Raw genomic sequence first — 18,735 nt, 5'->3', positions numbered from 1 at the left:
GGCCAGTCAAGCGAAGTGACGCCGTGAACCAGCAAGCCGTATCGCCGACGCTCGACACGCTGTTCCAGCGCACGCTGATGCGGCAGCCGCACGCGACCGCCCTGCTCGACCCCCTCAACAAGGCGCGCGTGACCGGGCACCAGCCGCGGCGGCTGAGCTATGCCGAGGCCGATACCGCCATCGAGGCGCTGTCGGCCTATTTCGTCGAATCGGGCCTGCCGGCCAATTCCGTCATCGCAATCCAGCTGCCGAACACGGTCGAGTTCGTGCTGACGGTGCTCGCCGCCCATCGCGCCGGTCTCGTCGTCGCCGTGCTGCCGCTGCTCTGGCGCCACGCGGAACTGACCGCTGCGCTCAACCGCACCGCGGCGCGCGCCATCGTCACCATGAGCAAGGTCGACGGCGTCAGCTATGCCGACCTCGCGATGCACGCTGCGGCCGAGGCGTTCTCGATCCGCCATGTCTGCGGCTTCGGCACCGACCTGCCCGAAGGGATGGCCTCGCTCGACGAGGTCCTGGCCCGCCCGCCCGGCACCACGCGCGCCGTGATCCAGGACGGCCGCAAGGCGGCGATGATCTCCTTCGACGTCACGGCGGAAGGCTTTCGCCCGGTGCCGCGGCCGCATTTCAGCCTGATCGCCGGGGGCCTTGCGATGTCGCTGGAGGCCGACATCAAGCAGGGCGCGACCGTGATGGCGGCGTTCACGCCGATGTCGTTCGCCGGCCTCGCCTCCTCGCTCGCGGTGTGGCTGCTCTCGGGCGGCGCGCTGGCGCTGCATCATCCGTTCGAGAACGACGTGCTGGAGCAGCAGATCAACGAGCATGAATGCGAGGTGCTGATCGCGCCCGCGCAGCTCGCGCTGCGGCTCGGCGATTCCGACCTGGCGGCGCGGATGCCTACCTTACGCAACGTTATCGGCCTGTGGCGCGCGCCCGAACAGGTGGCGGCAAGCGATGCCTGGATCGCGCCGCATGCGCCGCTGACCGACGTCTATCTTTTCGGCGAGGCCGGATTGTTTGGCGCCCGCCGCGGCGAGGACGGCATGCCTGTTGCGGTAATGCCGGGGCCGCACGGTGCCCCGCGCGAACAGTCCGGCTCCTCCATCGCCGGCGAGATCCTGCTGACGCCGAAGGGCACGCTCGGCCTCCGCGGGGCGATGGTGCCGATCGCGGCCTATGCCCCGCCGCAGCCGGTCGGCGAGACGCTGATCGCGCAGCCGCCGCGCGACTATGTCGACACCGGCTATGCGGCGCGGCTCGACCGTCCGAGCGGTGCGATCTGCATCACCGCGCCGCCCTCGGGCATCATGGCCGTCGGCGGCTACCGCTTCCTCTCCAACGACCTCCAGGAATGGGCGCGCCGGCTCGGCCAGGGCGCCCTGCTCACCGCGCTGCCCGACCGCCTTTCCGGTCATCGGCTGGCGGGCCGGGCCCAGGACAATGCCCGCGCCCGCGAGGCGCTCAACGAGCTTGGGCTTAACCCCCTGATGGTTGAGGCTTTTCGCGACCGCTCCGGGGCGGCCTAGGCGCACTTTCGACCCATTCGTTGACGCTGCATTAAGGCGGCCAAACTAGATTGCGCAGCATCTGTCGCGTGATCAGAGTTTGCGATGTCCCAGGCGGGCCCGATCCTTTTTGTGTCCAATGCCGAGCGCCCCGCCTTCGTTGCGGCGCTGGACGAGGCCCGTCTCTTCCCCGTGGTCGACACCGACTGGGCCAGCGCGGTGCGCGCGGTCGAGCAGGTGCAGCCGGCCGCGGTTCTCGCCGCAATGAACAGCGGATATGAGCCGTATCTGGCGCTGCTCGCCAAGAAGATCGCCGACCAATCGCTTTACCTGCCCTTCGTGGCCCTGGACGCGGCGGGCACGCTGCCTCACAACGCCCTGCCCTTCTCCTCGCGCGGCAATCCCGACCGCCTGAGCGCGCGGCTGCGCGCCGCGCTGCGCGTGCGCACCCTTCATGCCACCGTGCTGCGCCGGCTGCCGGAGGCGAAGGTCGCGCTGCCGGAGAGCGACCCGTCGCGCGATGCCACCGTGCTCCTGATCGGCCGCGGCGCGGCCTATCCCGCACTCTCCGTCGCGCTCGGTGAGCGCGTCGGTGTCATCGGCGCGCTCTCGATCGAGGCCGCAGCCAAGCATCTCAACACTCGCGATATCGATGGCGTCGTGCTCGCGGAAGGTTTTACCGCGCGCGTCATCGACGCCTTCCTCACGGTGCTCGCCGAAGACACCCGCTTCCGCAGCCTGCCCGTGGTCGTCACCGCACACCAGCTCGTGCAGACCTACGACCTGCCTAATCTCGAGCTTATTCCGGGCGAGCCGGCGAAGGTCGCCGCCAACGCGCTGCCGCTGATCCGCCAGCACGCGATGGAAGCGCAACTGAGCCGCACGCTGCGCTCGATCGACGCCGGCGGCTGGCTCGATCCGCGCAGCGGCCTGCTTACGACGGAAGCCTTTGCCCGCGACTTCTCCAGGGCGGTCGAGCAGACGCTCGCCCGCGGCGGCGGCCTGTCGGTGGCGCGCTTCGCCTTCGATCCTTCAAATCCCCGCGCGCAACTGGATGCTGCGCGCATCCTGAGCCGCCTGATGCGGCAGATGGATTTCGGCGCGGCGCAGAAGGACGGCTCGGTCATCGTCGTGTTCGCCGAGACCGACTTCCGCACCGCCCACATGATCGCCCGCCGTCTCTCCGCGGTGATGCGGCACACCTCCAACGGCAAGCACGAGATGCGCAGCGATCCCGTGGTCAGCGTGGACTCGCTGTCGTCGTCGGATACGGCCAGGTCGTTGCTGGCGCGGCTGTCCGCCGACGCCTCGCGCGCGGCGTCGTAGTCATTTGCCAGCGTTCAATAATCCAATACGCGTCTTGATGTCCGCCGTCGGGCCTCGGACGCTCACGTCATCATGAGCTTGATCTGGCCGTCCTCAACGGCTCCCATCGCGAGAGCGTCGCGAGCCATCTTTTCGACGGCCGGCCAATTCGCGAGAAGGTATTTTTGCGCCTGCGCCTTGGTTGGGAGCGTGGTCTGCAGAATACAGGTCTGCCGCGCGTTCCCGTTCGCGATCTGAAAGGACACGGCTTGGGGCCCTTCTTTGAGCTCTTGCTCGGTGGGCTTGGCAAACTTGCGCATGCGGCTCCTTCTCGGGGCTCAGCGAACGGGTGCGGTGACCCCGGACGCTTGATCGGCGCGGACCATCCCGGCCGCGATCTTCCTGGCTTTCGCTGGGCGATTCGACTCGCGGCTGGGCTGCGTGTTGCGGACTGCCTCAGTCAGCATCTCGCGAAGCTCAGCCTTCGTCTTGGGTGGTTGCCGTGGACTCGACTTCTGCCAATTGGTCATACCCCCAATATGGGGATGCTCGCGCTAAATGCCACTCTTCGCGTTCGTGTTGGCCGATAGAGCGGGCGTGGCCAGGAGAAAACCGACAGAATCGTGCAGGAGTTCGTAGGCGCGGTCGACGATATCGTCGAGGGATATGGTCTTGGCGAACATGCGTTGAGCCTCAGCCAGCAACTGCTCGCGGGTCGGCATGCTGGACAGGCGCAAGTCGGCACGGTGCTGCAGCAGACTGAGCGCGTCCCGGACCGATAATTCAGTCTCGTGGATCGACGTTCTGATCGCGAGCGCGATGTGCTCGGGATCAAAGCGAGCGGCGAGCTGCTCGGCCGCTTGCTTGACCACGCGCGATCCCAAACGATGCTCATTGCGCAGAACCTGCCTGGGCGGCAACTTCAGATCCCAGACGATCCCGAGCCAGGACAAGGCGACCAGGGCATAGTAGGTCAGATCGACCTCATACCAGTAGAAGCCCTGCCGGGCGCTGGCCTGGTAGGCGTGATGGTTGTTGTGCCACCCCTCGCCCATCGTCAGCAGGGCGAGCAGCCAGTTGTTGCGGGAATCGTCGCCGGTCACATACCGCCTGCGTCCGTGAACATGTGCGAGGGAGTTGATGCAGAATGTCGCGTGATACAGAACCACGGTGCTCCACATAAATCCGACCACGAGCCCCGACCACCCGGCAATCAGGAAGCACAGACCCGCGAGCACGACCGCCGGCAACAGCTCCAGCCGGTGCAACCACATCAACTCGGGATACGACGCCAGATCCGATACCTTCACGAGGTCGGTCGCATCGTGCTGCCGGTAAAAGATCCAGCCGAGATGACTGTACACGAAGCCCTTGTGCCGGGGTGAATGGACATCTTGCGCCGTATCCGAGTGAAGATGATGATGGCGGTGCTTGGCAGCCCACCAAAGCACGCTTTTCTGGGCGCTGCTCTGGGCAAGGAAGGCAAGGATGAACTGGAACGCCCGGCTTGTGGCGTAAGCCCGATGCGAGAAGTACCGGTGATATCCGGCAGTGATGCCGAACATGCGCAGCCAATACAGGGCAACGCAGATTGCAACGGCTTGCCACGAGACGCCCGACCAGATCGCCGCGAGGCATCCCGCGTGGATCAATACAAACGGCAGGACCTGCGGATACATGACGTCGTCGTGTTCCTGATCTGAATCCTGGCCTGAATCGATATTGATAGACACGCTCGCGACCTCAGCTGTTTCGATGGGCGGGCCGACCCGCAACCGATGTAAAAAAACCCGCGGCCGGTAAACCAGTCGCGGGTCGAGAGAACCAGAAGCTCTGCCAGTACATCCGTGGTCAAAGCAACATAGTACCGATTGCGGCAGCCTAGACGGCGCGCAGATTTTCCGCGGCAGACTTGCCGGTCCGGCGGTCCGCGACGATTTCGAAGGAAACCTTCTGGCCCTCGTTGAGGGTGCTCATGCCGGCGCGTTCAACTGCGCTGATATGAACGAAAACATCCTGGCCGCCCTGATCCGGCTGAATGAAGCCGAAACCCTTTTGGCCGTTAAACCACTTCACAGTTCCCGTATTCATGGGGTCGTCCTTTAACATAGATAAGTCTTTGGAACCGCGCTCAAGAGCACAGTTAGCGAATTCGAGATCTGGAGGGAGGGTCGTCAGTCAGGCACGCTTGTCAGCGGCGAGGCCAAGTCGTTCGGCCGAAACTCGATGGCTTGAGTATGGCTATTGTTCGGGCATTCCGCAAGGGGCCATATGTCGCTGTTTTCGGACCTATATGTCCGGTTGGCGGCCTCCGGGTTCGCTCTATTCACCGCATGATGAACCCGCCGTCGACCGAGATGGACTGGCCGGTCACATAGCTGGCGGCGTCGCTGCACAGCCATAACACCGCGCTCGCAATTTCCTCGGGGCGGCCGACCCGTCCCATCGGCACGCTCTTCTCCATCGCCTTGAGCGCATCGCCCTGGCCGGCGGCAACCATCTGGTCGGCCATCGGGGTCCAGATCAGCCCGGGGCAGATGGCGTTGATACGGATGCCGCGTGCCGCATATTCGAGCGCCGCGCTCTTGGTGAAGCCAAGGACGCCGTGCTTGGCGGCGTGATAGATGCCGCGCTCGGCGCCTCCCACAAGTCCCCCGAGAGACGAGCAATTGACGATCGCGCCGCTGCCCTGCTTGCGCATCTGTTGCAGCTCGAATTTCATGCAGCTCCATTCGCCGCGGAGATTGATCCCCATGACGCGGTCGTAGTCCTCACGGGTCGTGTCCGCGGTCTCTGCGAGGACATTCTGGACGCCCGCATTGTTGTAGGCGGCATCGAGCCTACCGAAGACCGCAACGGTCTGCGCCACCATCGCCTCGACCTGCGCGTCATTGGAGACGTCGCAGCGGATGGCGATGGCCTTGTGACCCCGGGTGGCCAGCTCGCCCGCCGCGGCCCGCACCGCGTCCTCGTTCCAGTCCGCCAGCGCGACGGATGCTCCGGATTCCGCGAAAGCCTTTGCCGTGGCGAGGCCCAGCCCGGATGCAGCGCCGGTCACCAGCGCAACCTGTCCCTCGAATGAAATGTTCATGGATATCTCTCCTGTCGATCTGTCGGGTCGTCGTACGTGCCGTCAGCGCTGCGTACGTGCAGCTTCCGCCTGCGGGTAACGGTCGCCTGTGATGGTGATCTGCGCGACCGCGGCGTCGATGTGCCTGATATCGTCGGGTGTCAGCGCGACCGCGGCCGCAGCGATGTTTTCGTCGAGACGGCCGAGCTTGGTCGTGCCGGGGATCGGGACGATCCACGGCTTCTGCGCCAGCAGCCAGGCCAATGCGATCTGCGCCGGCGTGGCACGTTTCTGGGCACCGATCTGAGCCAGCAGGTCGACGACCGGCCGGTTCGCCTTGCGGGCCTCGGGCGTAAAGCGCGGCAAGCCGGCGCGGTTGTCATTGCCGCCGAAGCTGGTGGTCTCGTCGATCTTGCCGGTGAGGAAGCCCCTGCCCAGTGGACTGAAGGGGACAAAGCCGATCCCCAGCTCCTCGCAAGCCGGCAACACCTCCGTCTCGGGCTGACGCCACCAGAGGGAGTATTCGCTCTGGATCACCGCGACCGGCTGGACCGCGTGCGCACGGCGGATGGTAGAGGCGCCGGCCTCGCTGAGGCCGAAATGCCTGACCTTGCCCTCGGCGATCAGATCCTTGACCGCACCGGCGACGTCCTCGATCGGGACATTGGGATCGACGCGGTGCTGATAGAACAGGTCGATGGTCTCGATCCGCAGCCGCTTCAACGAGCCTTCGGCCGCCTGCCGGATCTGTTCGGGACGGCTGTCCAGCCCGCCGGAACGCCGCGCGTCGGCGGGACCGAGATCGTGGCCGAACTTGGTCGCGATGACGATGTCTTTCCGGACCGGCTGCAGCGCCTCGCCCACCAACTCCTCGTTGGTGAACGGGCCGTAGACTTCGGCGGTGTCGAAGAAGGTGACACCGCGCTCCACCGCCGCCCGGACCAGCGCGATCATCTCGTGCCGTTCCGGCGCCGGGCCGCGATGATAGTTCAGGCCCATGCAGCCGAGGCCGATGGCCGAAACCGCAAGGCCGCTATCGCCAAGCTCGCGCATCTGCATGTTCAATCTCCTCGGCGCGCCGCTCGCACCAGCACGCAATCACTTGCGATACTGTTCGTCGCTGACCTTCTCCATCCAGTCGACATTCTTGCCGTTGAGCGATTCCGTGATGGCGATATGCGTCATCGCGGTTGTCGCGGTGGCGCCGTGCCAGTGTTTCTCGCCGGGCGGAAACCAGACGACGTCGCCGGGGCGGATTTCCTCGATCGGTACCCCCTCGCTTTGCACCCAGCCCAGGCCGGACGTGACGATCAGGGTTTGGCCGAGCGGATGGGTGTGCCACATGGTTCGGGCACCGGCTTCGAAAGTTACTTGACCGCCGCTCAGACGTACCGGATCACCCAGCTGAAAGAGCGGATCGACACGGACCGTGCCGGAGAACCATGCTTCGGGGCCCTTGCCGGAGGGGCGTGAGCCATTGCGTTTGATATCCATAGTTGCTTGCCTTCCCGTTGTCGGGCCAGTCTCGTCCGAGGCCCTCGCAAAGCCCGCATGCGACGATGCCAGCATGGCCAATCCGGCAGCGCCTGACAGCATGCTCCGTCGCGTCAGCGCGCTCGGGGCGTCCGCAGCGCTGCTCTCGCATTGCCGGAAGGGAACGTCCGATCGATCCATATGCCGAGCTCGCCTCACCTCGCGGGACTGCGCCATATCTAATGCGTGCGGCTATGCGGACTAGCCACTATGATCGGCATGGACTTATAAGGAGGATCGATAAATGCAGCGCGGAAATCTCGACGACCTCGCGGCCTTCCTGATCGTCGCCCGCGAAGGCAGCTTTACGAGAGCCGCCGCGAAGCTCGGCATTTCGCAGTCCGCGCTCAGCTACACCATCAAGGAGCTCGAGGCGCGGCTGAAACTGCGCCTGTTGACGCGCACCACGCGCAGCGTGTCGCCGACGGCCGCGGGTGAACGTCTGTTGCGCAACGTGGGGCCACGGATCGCGGAGATCGAGACCGAACTCGTCGCCTTGACCGAGCTCCGGGAAAAGCCCTCCGGTACCATTCGCATTACGGCGACCGAATTTGCCACCGACGCCGTCCTTCTGCCGAAGCTAGCGAAGCTGTTACGCGAATATCCCGACATCAAGCTCGAGATCGTCAGCGACTACGGACTGACGGATATCGTCGCGCAACGTTTCGATGCCGGCGTGCGGGATGGCGAGCAAGTCGCGAGGGACATGATTGCTGTGCGAATCGGCCCCGACGCGCGCATGGCCGTCGTCGGCGCTCCGTCCTATTTCCGGAGCCGGTCGGAGCCGAAGAAGCCTTCGCAACTGGTCGAGCACAATTGCATCAATCTGCGCTTGCCGACCCATGGCGGATTGTACTCTTGGGAGTTCGAAAAGGGCTCTCGCGAGTTGAAGGTTCGGGTCGACGGCCAATTGGTCTTCAACACCACCACCCAGATGCTCCAGGCGGCGCTTGCGGGCCTGGGGCTGGCTTATCTGCCGGAGGGCCTGGTGCGGTCCCACATCAACAAGGGGCGCCTCAAGAGGGTGCTGGAGGACTGGTGCCCTCCCTATCCCGGCTACCACCTCTACTACCCAAGCCGGCGCCAGCCCTCAGCCGCCTTTGCACTCCTTGTCGAGGCGCTCCGCCACCGGGACTGAGATGTCACCTCGGCCAAGCGCCAATGGCGGTGAGATACGGCTAATGTGGCCGCTTCGCGAACACATCCTTGGCGACGGGCATCGCCGAAAACACGTTGGGCCACCCGACATAGAACGCCAGCTGCGTGATGGCTTCCGAAGCCTCCGTCTGGGTCAGGCCGTTGTCCATCGCCCTGTTGAGATGCGGCGTGAGCTGCGCCATCTGCCCGTTGGCGATCAGCGCGCTGACGGTGACGAGACTGCGGTCCCTGGGCGCGAGGTCCGGACGCAGCCAAAGATCACGAAACAACACGTCGGTGGTGTACTGCACGACGCCCGGAAAGGACGCGCCGAACTGGTCCTGGACGAACGCAGCACGCTGCGCCTCGGCAGCCTCGTCGAGCGGCAACGGCGTCACCGAGACGACCGGAAGCTGCGCGGCGCCGATGTCGCGGGCGGTAAAGACGTCCTTGGCAACGGCGACGGCCGACATCGCATTGGCCCAGCCGGCGTAGAAGGCGAGATGCGTGATGATCTCCGAAATCTCGCGCGGCTTGACACCGTTATCGAGCGCAAGATTGAAATGATATGGCATCTCGATCGTCTGATTTCGCGCGATCAGTGCAGCCAACGTGACGATGCTGCGGTCGCGCGGCGCGAGGCCGGGCCGTTTCCAGACATCGCCGAGGAGACGGTTCTGCGTGTACGCCTCCAGTGCCGGGCCGACTTTCCGAACATCCTCATACGTTAGCACGGGGCTTGATCCGGTCATGGCGGCAGTCTCCTCCGTGCGGGCCGATGGCATGGCCGTCAGCGCAAGCAATGCGACGACCGCGGCTTGCAGTTTCATGATGGATTTCCTGTACACTGCAGTTGCTTCCCGGGCGCACGCGCGCCGGCGGGGCGTGATCGCCCTTCGCAAGCTTGTTATAGGCGACGGGCCGCCGTGCGATTAGGTGACGTAGTTCGCATGGACTTATCGACCAGGCTTATGAATTGGTCCGCATCCCGCGCCAAACTTGAATGATGGCCGGTCAGGAAAGAACTGGGTCCCGGCTCTGCGCTCCGCTTCGCTGCGCTTGTCCGGGACACGATGACCGCTAGGCCGCCTTCTTGGCCTGCGCGAGTTGTGCGAGCTGCCGCATGATCTCGGTGGTGCCGGCGAGCCGATCTTCCGGCGTTTCCCAGTCTTGCAGGAACACCACCTTCATGTCGGGCCGCACCTTCGCAGCCTGGCCGTGGCTGCGGATGAACGTCACCAGGCGATCGGGATAGGCGAACGAATTGTCGCGGAAGGCGATGACGGCGCCCTTCGGGCCGGCGTCGATCTTCTCGACATTGGCCCTGCGGCAGAACGCCTTGATCGCGGCGACCTTGAAGAGATAGCGCACCTCGTCGGGCAACACGCCAAAGCGGTCGCGCATCTCGGCGCCAAAATTCTCGATCTCCTCCTCGGTGTCGAGATCGGCCAGGCGCCGGTAGAGCGACAGACGGACCGAGAGATCGCTGACGTAATCCTCCGGGATGAGCACGGGCATGCCGATCGTGATCGACGGCGACCAGCGGTCGGCGGCGGGCTCGGAGACGCCGGCCTTGAGGTTGACGATCGCCTCCTCCAGCATCGACTGGTAGAGCTCGAAGCCGACCTCCTTGATGTGACCGGACTGCTCCTCGCCGAGGAGATTGCCGGCGCCGCGGATGTCGAGGTCGTGCGAGGCGAGCTGGAAGCCCGCGCCCAGCGTCTCCAGCGATTGCAGCACGGTGAGCCGGCGTTCGGCCTGCGTCGTGATCTTCTGCTGCGCCGGCAGCGTGAACAGCGCGTACGCCCGGAGCTTGGAGCGGCCGACGCGGCCGCGGAGCTGATAAAGCTGGGCAAGGCCGAACATGTCGGCGCGGTGCACGATCAGCGTGTTGGCGTTGGGAATGTCGAGGCCGGATTCGACGATCGTGGTCGACAGCAGGATGTCGAACTTGCCGTCGTAGAACGCGGTCATGATGTCCTCGATCACCGCGGGCGGCATCTGCCCGTGCGCGACCGCGACCTTCATCTCCGGCACGTTCTTGTCGAGGAAGTCCTTGACCTCGGGGAGGTCGTCGATGCGCGGCACGACGTAGAACGCCTGGCCGCCGCGATAGCGCTCGCGCAAGAGCGCCTCGCGGATCATCAAGGGATCGTGCGGGGCGACGAAGGTGCGCACGGCAAGGCGGTCGACCGGCGGCGAGGCAATGATCGAGAGCTCGCGGACGCCGGTGAGCGCGAGCTGCAGCGTGCGCGGGATCGGCGTTGCCGACAGCGTCAGCACGTGCACCTCGGAGCGAAGCGCCTTCAGCCGTTCCTTGTGAGTGACGCCAAAATGCTGCTCCTCGTCGACGATGACGAGGCCGAGATCGCGGAACTTGATCGCCTTGCCGAGCAACGCGTGGGTGCCGACGACGATGTCGACGGAGCCGTCCGCAATGCCCTTCTTGACCTGGTTCAGCTCCTTGGTCGGGATCAGGCGCGAGGCCTGGGCCACGTTCACCGGAAAGCCCTTGAAACGCTCGGTGAAGGTTCTTGCGTGCTGGCGCGCCAGCAGCGTGGTCGGCACCACGACCGCGACCTGCTTGCCTTCGAGCGCCACGGCAAAGGCCGCGCGCAAGGCCACCTCGGTCTTGCCAAAGCCGACGTCGCCGCAGATCAACCGGTCCATGGGACGGCCGAGTTCGAGATCCTTCAGGGTCGATTCGATCGCCCCTAGCTGGTCCTCGGTCTCGTCATAGGGGAAGCGCGCACAGAACTCATCATAGAGGCCCGGCTGCACCGGCAGCTTGGGCGCCTCGTGCAGATGGCGCGCAGCGGCGATCTTGATCAGCTCGCCCGCGATCTCGCGGATGCGGTTCTTGAGTTTCGCCTTGCGGGTCTGCCAGCCGCTGCCGCCAAGACGATCGAGCTCGACCGTGGTCTGGTCTGAGCCGTAGCGCGACAGCAGCTCGATGTTCTCGACGGGGAGGAACAGTTTCGTTTCGGCGGCATAGTGCAGCTCGAGACAATCATGCGGCGCGCCGGCGACGTCCAGCGTTTGCAGGCCGACGAACCGGCCGATGCCGTGATCGACATGGACAACGATGTCGCCCGCGGCAAGGCTCGTCACCTCCGAGATGAAATTGTCGAGCTTGCGGCTCGCCCTGCGCGGCCGCACCAGGCGGTCGCCGAGAATGTCCTGCTCGCTGATGAGCGCAATCTCGTCGGTCTCGAAGCCGCTGTCGAGGCCGAGCACGGCGAGCATGGTCTCGTTGCGCGGGGTCGCCTGCACCGTGCGCCAGCTGTTGACGCTGGTGGTGTGGGCCAGCTTGTGGTCGCGCAGCATCGAGGTCATGCGGTCGCGCGAGCCTTCGCTCCACAGCGTGATCACGACCTTCTTGCGCTGCGCCTGCAAGGCCATCACGTGGCTGACCACGGATTCGAACACGTTGACGGTGGTGTCGTTGCGTTCGGGTGCGAAGTCGCGGCCCTTGCGCGCGCCGGCATCGACGACACCAGTGCCATCCGCCGGCACGGAGAATTGAGTCAGGCGCGCCAGCGGGACGTCGCCGAGGCGCCTGGTCCACTCCTCTTCGGTGAAATACAGCCGGTCCGGCGGCAGCGGCTTGTAGATGGCGCCGCCGCCGGGATGCTCCATGGCCTCGCGGCGGGCCTGGTAATAGTCGAGGATCTGCTTGAAGCGCTCGCGGACGGCGTCCTCGGCCTGCGGCTCGATCGCGATCGCTGCGCCTTGCAGATAGTCGAACAGCGTATCCATCCGGTCCTGGAACAGCGGCAGCCAGTGCTCCATGCCGGGATGGCGGCGGCCTTCGCTGACGGCCTCGTACAGCGCATCGTCGCGCTCGGGCGCGCCGAACTCGGCGACATAGCCCATGCGGAAGCGGCGGATGGTGTCGGTGACGAGCTGGAATTCCGAGACCGGCACGAGGTCGAGCGAGCGCATGTCGAGCAGCGTACGCTGGGTCTCGGCGTCGAAGGAGCGGATCGATTCCAGGCTGTCGCCGAAGAAGTCGAAGCGCACGGGCTGGTCGAGACCGGCCGGAAACAGGTCCAGAATGCCGCCGCGCACGGCGTATTCGCCGGGCTCGCGCACGGTCGACGAGCGGTTGTAGCCGTTGTGCTCGAGCCAGGCGATGATGGTGTCCATCGGCACGACATTGCCGGGGGCGACCGACAGCGCCTGCGCCGCGACGAGCTCGCGCGCGGGCACGCGCTGCACGATTGCGTTGACCGTGGTCAGCACGATCAACGGCTTGTCGCTGCCGGTCAGCGGCGCAAGCCGCGCCAGCGTGGTCAGGCGCTGGGCCAAAATGCCACCATGCGGCGAGACGCGGTCATAGGGCTGGCAGTCCCAGGCCGGGAAGGTCAGCACCGGCAGATCGGGCGCGAAGAATTGCAGCGCGCGTTCGAGCTGCTGCATCCGCGCGCCGTCGCGGCAGACCACCGCAAGGCTGACGGCCGGCTTCTTCGGCCGCGCCGCGATGGCGCGCGCCAGATCCGAGATGACGAGGCCTTCGGCACCTTCCGCGACATTGGCAAGCGTCAGGGCGCGGCCGGGCGTGAGCAGCTCGGCCGGCGACTTCATCCCCTGCTTCATAAATCGCCGTCCGTAATCGGGAACGCCTTGATACGGGCAAATAGCGCGCCGGTGACATCGGCCGGCAGCACCTTGTCGCCGGTGATGGCGGCATAGAGGTCGGGATCGTTGACCTCGAGCAGGTGCTCGAGCTCGTCGAGCTCGGCATCGGACAGATTGCCGATCTCGGCGTCCGCGAAGCGGCCGAGGATTAGGTCCATCTCGCGCGTGCCGCGGTGCCAGCAGCGGAACAGAAGCCGCTTGCGGCGGTCGTCCAGCCCGTTGCTCGATCGTGTCGTTCCCGTCATGTCTCAGATCCAGTCAAACGCAGAAAGCCCGGACGTGCCGGGCGGGCGTGATATAGCTACTTGGGGGGCCGGTGTCAGCTCTTTGTTGTGGCACTGCCGTCTGCCAATTCGTCATGGCCGGGCCTTATCCCGGCCATCCCCGCAGAGCCGTGAAAAAAGACGTGGATGCACGGCATAAAGCCGGGCATGACGGGCCGAAACGATCCTAGATTCCCCCGATGCGCCCCAGCCTGCTCAATCCGCTGTTTGCTCCCGTGACCAGCCTGCCCGGCGTCGGTCCGAAGCAGGACAAGCTGCTGCAGTACCTGCTCAGCCGCAACGAGACGCCGCGGCTGGTCGATCTGTTGCTGCACCTGCCGAGCCAGGTCATCGACCGCCGCGCCCGGCCGAAGATTCGCGACGCCGTGCAGGGAACCATGGTGACGCTGGAGGTGACCGTCGACCGCCACCGCCCGCCCCCGCCGCGCAACGCGCGGGCGCCGTATCTGGTCTACGCCAGCGACGAGACCGGCGACGTCGTGCTGACCTTCTTCCGCGCCAAGCCCGGCTATGTCGAAAAGCTGCTGCCTGTGGGCGAGAAGCGCTACGTCTCCGGCACGCTCCAGATGTATGACGGCATCCCCCAGATCGTGCATCCCGACCGCGTGCTGGACGAGGAGGCGATTTCAAAACTCTCAGGGATCGACCCGGTCTATCCGCTGACGGAGGGCCTCGCGCTCGGCTCACTGCGCCGCGCGATCGCGCAAGCGCTTCAGAAATTGCCTGCCTTGCCCGAATGGATCAGCCCGGAGGTGATGCGCCGCTGCCACTTCCCGCCAATCGCGGAAGCCCTCACCCGCGTGCATCAGCCGGTCGAGCTCACGGACATTTTGCCCGATCGGCCGTTCTGGTCCCGCCTCGCCTTCGACGAACTGCTGGCCGGCCAGCTCGCGCTGGCCCTGATCCGCGCGCAATTGCGCCGCCCGGCCGGCGTACGCAATGCCGGCGACGGGCATCTGCGCAACAAGATCATCGACGCCCTGCCCTATGCGTTGACGCTGTCCCAGCGCGACGCCGCCGCGGCGATCGCGAGCGATCTGCAACAGCCGATGCGCATGCTGCGGCTGCTCCAGGGCGACGTCGGCTCCGGCAAGACCGTGGTCGCGCTGCTGGCGGCCGCAGCGGTGGCTGAAGTCGGCAAGCAGGCCGCGCTGATGGCGCCGACGGAAATTCTGGCGCGCCAGCACATCAAGACCATCGCGCCGCTCGCCGAGCGCGCGGGCTTACGGGTCGCGATCCTCACCGGCCGAGAAAAAGGCAAAGAACGGCGCGAGATCATCGCCCAGCTTGCCGAGGGCGAGATCGACCTGCTCGTCGGCACCCATGCGCTGATCCAGGACGACGTGATCTTCCGGGACCTTGCGCTCGCCGTGGTCGACGAGCAGCACCGCTTTGGCGTGCGCGAACGGCTCGCGCTGACCTCGAAGGGCGAAGCCGTTGACGTGCTGGTGCTGAGCGCAACCCCGATCCCGCGCACGCTGGTGCTGACTTATTTCGGCGACATGGACATCAGCGAGCTGCGCGAAAAACCCGCCGGCCGCCAGCCGATCGAGACCCGCACTATCTCGATGAGCCGCCTCAACGAGGTCACGGATAGCATCGGCCGCGCGCTCCAGGCTGGCAAGCTGGTCTACTGGATCTGCCCGCTGGTCGAGGAATCCGAGGCCGAGGGCACCGAGCACCTCACCAATGCGACCAAACGTTTCGAGAATTTGCAGAAGCGTTTCGGCGACCGGGTCGGCCTCGTCCACGGCCAGATGAAGGGAACCGAGAAAGACCGCGTCATGGGCCAGTTCGCCGCCCACGAGATCGGGCTGCTGGTCGCGACCACCGTGGTCGAGGTCGGCGTCGACGTGCCGGCCGCCACCATCATGGTGATCGAGAACGCCGAACGCTTCGGCCTCGCCCAGCTCCACCAGCTGCGCGGCCGCATCGGACGCGGCTCGGAAGCCTCGACCTGTCTGCTGCTCTATTCGGAGCCGCTCGGCGAGATGTCGAAGGCGCGGCTGAAGGTGATCCGGGAGACCACCGACGGCTTCCGCATCGCCGAGGAGGATTTGAAGCTGCGCGGCGAAGGCGACGTGCTGGGCGTGCGCCAGAGCGGCCTCCCCGGCTACCGCATCGCGCGCTCGGAGGTGCACGGCCAGCTCATCACCCAGGCCCGCGACGAGGCGCTACGCATCCTCAAGGACGATCCGAAGCTGAAGGGCGAGCGCGGCGAGGCGCTGCGGTGCCTCCTGTATCTCTACGAGCGCGACGAAGCGATCCCGCTGATTGGCGCGGGTTAGCCTGCTGCTCTTCGGCGCCCCACTTCGTAGGCCGCCACATGCGCGCGGGCGAGATCCAGCAGCGGTGTGTCGATGCCCAGCGCACGGGCACGATTCGCCATATCGCCGAGGATGTGCTCCGCCTCGGTGATCGAGCCGCGCTCGATATCGCGCAGCATCGAGGCCTTGAGCGGCGAGTCCAGGGTCGTGAAGAGTTTTCGGTCAAACTCGATGAACGGGGCGCGCGGCTCGAACCCCGAAGCCGTCGCAACGGTGCAGCATTCCGCGAATAACCGAAAGATAGACTGTTCGCCGTTCGGCACGGCCAGGATGTCTCCGATGCTTGCGCGCATCAGGCAGGTGATGCCGGCCAGCGTGCTGAGCTGGACGAATTTCTCCCACATGTCCTGCATGATCGCTTCGCTGGCGCGCACGTCGATGCCGGGGACCTGGAGCAGTGCCTCCAACGCGAGCGCACGCTCGCTCAACGAACCCTTGATCTCACCAAACACAATCGTCTGATTGGCCATGAACTGAACGACACGACCATCCGCATCGAGGCCGGCACTGACGTTCGCGAGCCCGCCGAGGACGCGCGCCGCGCCGAACCGCGCAGTCAGAGCGTCGATATGTTTCAACCCGTTGAGTATCGGCAGAATCATCGTGTTGGCGCCGACTGCCGGGGCAAACTGGGCCATCGCATCGTCGAGCGAATAGGATTTCACCCCGACGAGCACAACGTCGAACGGCTCCTTGAGATCGCTTGCCAGGATGATCTTCGGCTGCACGGCAAAGTCGCCGTGCGGGCTCACGACCTGCAATCCATCCCGCCGCAACTGCTCGGCCCGCGCGGGCCGCACCAGAAAGGTCACGTCGCCGCCGGCCCGGGCCAGGCAAGCTCCGTAATAACCTCCGAGCGCTCCTGCACCGATCACCAGCACTCTCATTCGAACTCCCGTTGCAGAAGACCTGCTTCCGCAGAGACAATAACAGATGAGCCTCGCAATGACGACGTGGATAGAGCCGTTTCAGAAGACTTGCCCTTTCGCCGCGGCCGACTTCATGCAACCTTCCCGCCATGCGCTGACGTCCCGGTCGTGCGCCTGAAACGCGACCGGGACGTCCAGGGATTTTTGGATTCCGCGCCAATGGACGGCAAGTCAACGACGTGAGACCGGACGACTAGGCCTTCTTCTGCGCGATGCTCGCAGCAAACGCCTTCATCAGCCCGGCATCCACCGCCTCGCCTTTCGCGTCCTCGGCGAGGTGCTCGAACCAGCGCGCAAAGCCCTCGTAGATCTGGTTGGCCGGATGATCGGCGCCGAGGAATCCGGAAATCTCCCGCATCTCCGCAACCCAACGATAGGCCTTCGGGATCATGTCCGGCAGCGCGACTTCGAGCCGGGCCAGGACCGCGGGCTGGCTCAGTGCGAGCTCGTCGCGCAGCGCATCCGCGGCGCCTGCTTTCGTTGCCGCGATCACCATGGCCGAGCCGATGCCGGCCAGGCCCTTGACGATGCCGGCGTAGGACATCTTGAGCGCGGAAGCAGCGCCGACCGGGCCTTCGACGATCCTCACGTCGAGGCCGAGGTCCTTCAGAACAGCCACCTCGCCGGCGTGCTCGCCGGACATGTAGAAGGCCGGGCTCTTGCCGCCGGGCTGCGGCGGGAAGCCGATGATGCCGGCATCGACGAACGGCGCCTGCGCCGAGCCGATGATCTCCTCGATCCTAAGCACGGTGTCGACATTGACGGCGTTGCAATCGACCACGACGGGCTTCTTCGCGCGCCGGACGATCAGCGCGGCGAGGCGCTCGGCGAGTGCAACGGCCTCGCCCGGCGGCACGATCGAGAGGATGATGTCGGCCTCGGCGATCGCCTCGTCGTCCGCGCCGATCATGCCGGCATCCGCCGCGCGTTTTTGCGTCGCTTCGCTCCGCCCCTTCAACGACGTCAGCACGCGCGCTCCGTTTTCGCTGAGGCGGCGGGCCACGGCGCTGCCCATGGCACCGGGCGCGAGAATCGCAATGGTTTTGGACATCGTGCACTCCAGGTCGAACACCCGAGCGATGCGCCCGGTTCGACCGGAAGACTAGCAGAGGACGAAAGTGCTTGCGTGAATGCGGCCATCCCGCAGGGGAATGGCCCTACTCCACCTTCGCAGGCTGGGGCTGGAGTGCCGACGCATTGGCGATGCGCGCGGCATTCGCCATGCCCGCGAGCGCCGCGGCCTTCTTCGGGTCGGGTGCCGCGCCCGGCTGCACCACGCCGGCCGACATGATCAGGGTCGCGGCATCCTCGGTGCTCATGTCGACCTCGACGATCTTGCTCTTGGGCACGTAGAAGAAGAAGCCCGTGGTCGGGTTCGGCGAGCACGGCAGGAACACCGAGACGTGCTCCTCCTGCCCCGGCAGGCTGCGCGCGACCTCTTCATTCGGCGACTGCGAGATCAGCACGATCGACCACATGCCCGGCGACGGAAACTCGACCAGGCCGACTTTGCGGAAGCTCGAGCCCTTGCCCGAGAACAGCGTCTCGAACACCTGCTTCAGGCCGCGGTAGATGGCGCGCACCGCCGGGATGCGGCCGAGGAAGGTTTCGCCGACATCGACCAGCGTCCGGCCGATCAGGTTGGCCGCGAGGAAGCCGACCAGCGTCAGCGTGAAGAATGCGACAATCAGTCCCCAGCCGGGGACGACATACGGCAGATAGGTTTCCGGACGATAGGCCAGCGGCACGAACGGCCGCACCACGCCGTCGACCCAGGTGACGAACCACCAGACCAGATAGAGAGTGATCGCGATCGGCCCCGTCACCACGAGGCCGGTCAGGAAGTAGTTGCGGATGCGGCCCATCAGGCCGGTATGCGGTTCCGGGATGGGATCAAGCGGCGCAGGCGCGTCGTCGCGGGTGGTCATTCGGGTTCCAGGTCAGTCGCTGCACTCAAGCTAGGGTCTTCTAGCAGGTTTTGGAAGAGCGCAGCCTGATCCCTTC

At 65.6% G+C, this 18,735-nt stretch carries 16 protein-coding genes; 4 read left to right on the top strand and 12 right to left on the bottom strand.

Features of this window, described 5'->3' with window-relative positions; all coding sequences use genetic code 11:
* Positions 1–23: 23 nt before the first annotated feature.
* Entirely contained in the window at positions 24–1,526 is a 1,503-nt protein-coding gene (locus tag EI171_RS24610; RefSeq protein WP_161534899.1) for a class I adenylate-forming enzyme family protein, read from the top strand.
* A gap of 84 nt (positions 1,527–1,610) precedes the next feature.
* Positions 1,611–2,831 carry a hypothetical protein gene (locus EI171_RS24605; protein ID WP_028173973.1) on the top strand — a complete coding sequence of 407 codons (1,221 nt, stop codon included), beginning with the start codon at positions 1,611–1,613 and terminating at the stop codon, positions 2,829–2,831.
* Positions 2,832–2,893: 62 nt separating this feature from the next.
* Here EI171_RS24605 and EI171_RS24600 read toward each other — a convergent pair whose 3' ends face one another.
* The 6 genes from EI171_RS24600 to EI171_RS44860 all read right to left on the bottom strand — a co-directional run bounded on the left by EI171_RS24600 (position 2,894) and on the right by EI171_RS44860 (position 7,374).
* Entirely contained in the window at positions 2,894–3,130 is a 237-nt protein-coding gene (locus EI171_RS24600) for a hypothetical protein (RefSeq protein ID WP_161534898.1), read from the bottom strand.
* Between the two features lie 234 nt (positions 3,131–3,364).
* A complete protein-coding gene (locus tag EI171_RS24595) occupies positions 3,365–4,489 on the bottom strand; it encodes an acyl-CoA desaturase (RefSeq protein WP_051000369.1) in 1,125 nt (374 codons plus the stop codon).
* Positions 4,490–4,691: 202 nt separating this feature from the next.
* Positions 4,692–4,901, bottom strand: coding sequence for a cold-shock protein (locus EI171_RS24590; RefSeq protein WP_028173969.1), 210 nt, complete (start codon positions 4,899–4,901; stop codon positions 4,692–4,694).
* A 235-nt stretch (positions 4,902–5,136) separates the two neighbouring features.
* Positions 5,137–5,901 (bottom strand): SDR family NAD(P)-dependent oxidoreductase, encoded by a 765-nt coding sequence (locus EI171_RS24585; RefSeq protein ID WP_161534897.1) that lies wholly within the window; start codon positions 5,899–5,901, stop codon positions 5,137–5,139.
* Between the two features lie 42 nt (positions 5,902–5,943).
* Positions 5,944–6,939 (bottom strand): aldo/keto reductase, encoded by a 996-nt coding sequence (locus tag EI171_RS24580; protein ID WP_161534896.1) that lies wholly within the window; start codon positions 6,937–6,939, stop codon positions 5,944–5,946.
* A gap of 39 nt (positions 6,940–6,978) precedes the next feature.
* Positions 6,979–7,374, bottom strand: a complete 396-nt coding sequence (locus tag EI171_RS44860; RefSeq protein ID WP_202633006.1) for a cupin domain-containing protein — start codon at positions 7,372–7,374, stop codon at positions 6,979–6,981.
* A 283-nt stretch (positions 7,375–7,657) separates the two neighbouring features.
* Here EI171_RS44860 and EI171_RS24570 point away from each other — a divergent pair, with 283 nt between their 5' ends.
* Positions 7,658–8,551: a LysR family transcriptional regulator gene (locus EI171_RS24570; protein ID WP_161534894.1), complete on the top strand. Its 894-nt coding sequence runs from the start codon at positions 7,658–7,660 to the stop codon at positions 8,549–8,551.
* 40 nt (positions 8,552–8,591) lie between these two features.
* Here EI171_RS24570 and EI171_RS24565 read toward each other — a convergent pair whose 3' ends face one another.
* The 3 genes from EI171_RS24565 to EI171_RS24555 all read right to left on the bottom strand — a co-directional run bounded on the left by EI171_RS24565 (position 8,592) and on the right by EI171_RS24555 (position 13,436).
* Positions 8,592–9,380, bottom strand: a complete 789-nt coding sequence (locus tag EI171_RS24565) for a carboxymuconolactone decarboxylase family protein (RefSeq protein WP_161534893.1) — start codon at positions 9,378–9,380, stop codon at positions 8,592–8,594.
* A gap of 250 nt (positions 9,381–9,630) precedes the next feature.
* Positions 9,631–13,149, bottom strand: a complete 3,519-nt coding sequence (mfd, locus tag EI171_RS24560) for a transcription-repair coupling factor (RefSeq protein WP_161534892.1) — start codon at positions 13,147–13,149, stop codon at positions 9,631–9,633.
* The gene (locus EI171_RS24555) at positions 13,146–13,436 is read right to left on the bottom strand and encodes a succinate dehydrogenase assembly factor 2 (RefSeq protein ID WP_011087373.1); all 291 of its coding nucleotides are present in this window, start codon (positions 13,434–13,436) and stop codon (positions 13,146–13,148) included. Before EI171_RS24555 ends, mfd begins: the two co-directional genes overlap by 4 nt.
* A gap of 218 nt (positions 13,437–13,654) precedes the next feature.
* Between EI171_RS24555 and recG the strand changes: the two genes are divergently transcribed.
* Positions 13,655–15,763 carry an ATP-dependent DNA helicase RecG gene (gene recG, locus EI171_RS24550; RefSeq protein WP_161534891.1) on the top strand — a complete coding sequence of 703 codons (2,109 nt, stop codon included), beginning with the start codon at positions 13,655–13,657 and terminating at the stop codon, positions 15,761–15,763.
* On the opposite strand, the gene panE is transcribed toward recG, so the two are convergent.
* The 3 genes from panE to EI171_RS24535 form a co-directional block, all read right to left on the bottom strand.
* A complete protein-coding gene (gene panE / locus EI171_RS24545; protein WP_011087375.1) occupies positions 15,760–16,689 on the bottom strand; it encodes a 2-dehydropantoate 2-reductase in 930 nt (309 codons plus the stop codon). The genes recG and panE overlap by 4 nt on opposite strands.
* Before the next feature lie 235 nt (positions 16,690–16,924).
* Positions 16,925–17,782, bottom strand: coding sequence for an NAD(P)-dependent oxidoreductase (locus EI171_RS24540; RefSeq protein WP_161534890.1), 858 nt, complete (start codon positions 17,780–17,782; stop codon positions 16,925–16,927).
* Between the two features lie 106 nt (positions 17,783–17,888).
* Positions 17,889–18,659, bottom strand: coding sequence for a DUF502 domain-containing protein (locus EI171_RS24535; RefSeq protein WP_011087377.1), 771 nt, complete (start codon positions 18,657–18,659; stop codon positions 17,889–17,891).
* Positions 18,660–18,735: the final 76 nt, after the last annotated feature.

The sequence above is a fragment of the Bradyrhizobium sp. LCT2 genome (genome assembly GCF_009931255.1).
GTDB lineage: Bacteria > Pseudomonadota > Alphaproteobacteria > Rhizobiales > Xanthobacteraceae > Bradyrhizobium > Bradyrhizobium diazoefficiens.
This window is presented reverse-complemented; position numbering and strand designations above follow the sequence as displayed.

What these genes read in the sequence shown, in the direction of transcription:
- EI171_RS24605 (WP_028173973.1), top strand. Translation starts at nt 1,611, where the DNA reads ATGTCCCAGGCGGGCCCGATCCTTTTTGTGTCCAATGCCGAGCGCCCC.
- EI171_RS24600 (WP_161534898.1), bottom strand. Translation starts at nt 3,130, where the DNA reads ATGCGCAAGTTTGCCAAGCCCACCGAGCAAGAGCTCAAAGAAGGGCCC.
- EI171_RS24595 (WP_051000369.1), bottom strand. Translation starts at nt 4,489, where the DNA reads ATGTATCCGCAGGTCCTGCCGTTTGTATTGATCCACGCGGGATGCCTC.
- EI171_RS24590 (WP_028173969.1), bottom strand. Translation starts at nt 4,901, where the DNA reads ATGAATACGGGAACTGTGAAGTGGTTTAACGGCCAAAAGGGTTTCGGC.
- EI171_RS24585 (WP_161534897.1), bottom strand. Translation starts at nt 5,901, where the DNA reads ATGAACATTTCATTCGAGGGACAGGTTGCGCTGGTGACCGGCGCTGCA.
- EI171_RS24580 (WP_161534896.1), bottom strand. Translation starts at nt 6,939, where the DNA reads ATGCAGATGCGCGAGCTTGGCGATAGCGGCCTTGCGGTTTCGGCCATC.
- EI171_RS44860 (WP_202633006.1), bottom strand. Translation starts at nt 7,374, where the DNA reads ATGGATATCAAACGCAATGGCTCACGCCCCTCCGGCAAGGGCCCCGAA.
- EI171_RS24570 (WP_161534894.1), top strand. Translation starts at nt 7,658, where the DNA reads ATGCAGCGCGGAAATCTCGACGACCTCGCGGCCTTCCTGATCGTCGCC.
- EI171_RS24565 (WP_161534893.1), bottom strand. Translation starts at nt 9,380, where the DNA reads ATGAAACTGCAAGCCGCGGTCGTCGCATTGCTTGCGCTGACGGCCATG.
- mfd (WP_161534892.1), bottom strand. Translation starts at nt 13,149, where the DNA reads ATGAAGCAGGGGATGAAGTCGCCGGCCGAGCTGCTCACGCCCGGCCGC.
- EI171_RS24555 (WP_011087373.1), bottom strand. Translation starts at nt 13,436, where the DNA reads ATGACGGGAACGACACGATCGAGCAACGGGCTGGACGACCGCCGCAAG.
- recG (WP_161534891.1), top strand. Translation starts at nt 13,655, where the DNA reads ATGCGCCCCAGCCTGCTCAATCCGCTGTTTGCTCCCGTGACCAGCCTG.
- panE (WP_011087375.1), bottom strand. Translation starts at nt 16,689, where the DNA reads ATGAGAGTGCTGGTGATCGGTGCAGGAGCGCTCGGAGGTTATTACGGA.
- EI171_RS24540 (WP_161534890.1), bottom strand. Translation starts at nt 17,782, where the DNA reads ATGTCCAAAACCATTGCGATTCTCGCGCCCGGTGCCATGGGCAGCGCC.
- EI171_RS24535 (WP_011087377.1), bottom strand. Translation starts at nt 18,659, where the DNA reads ATGACCACCCGCGACGACGCGCCTGCGCCGCTTGATCCCATCCCGGAA.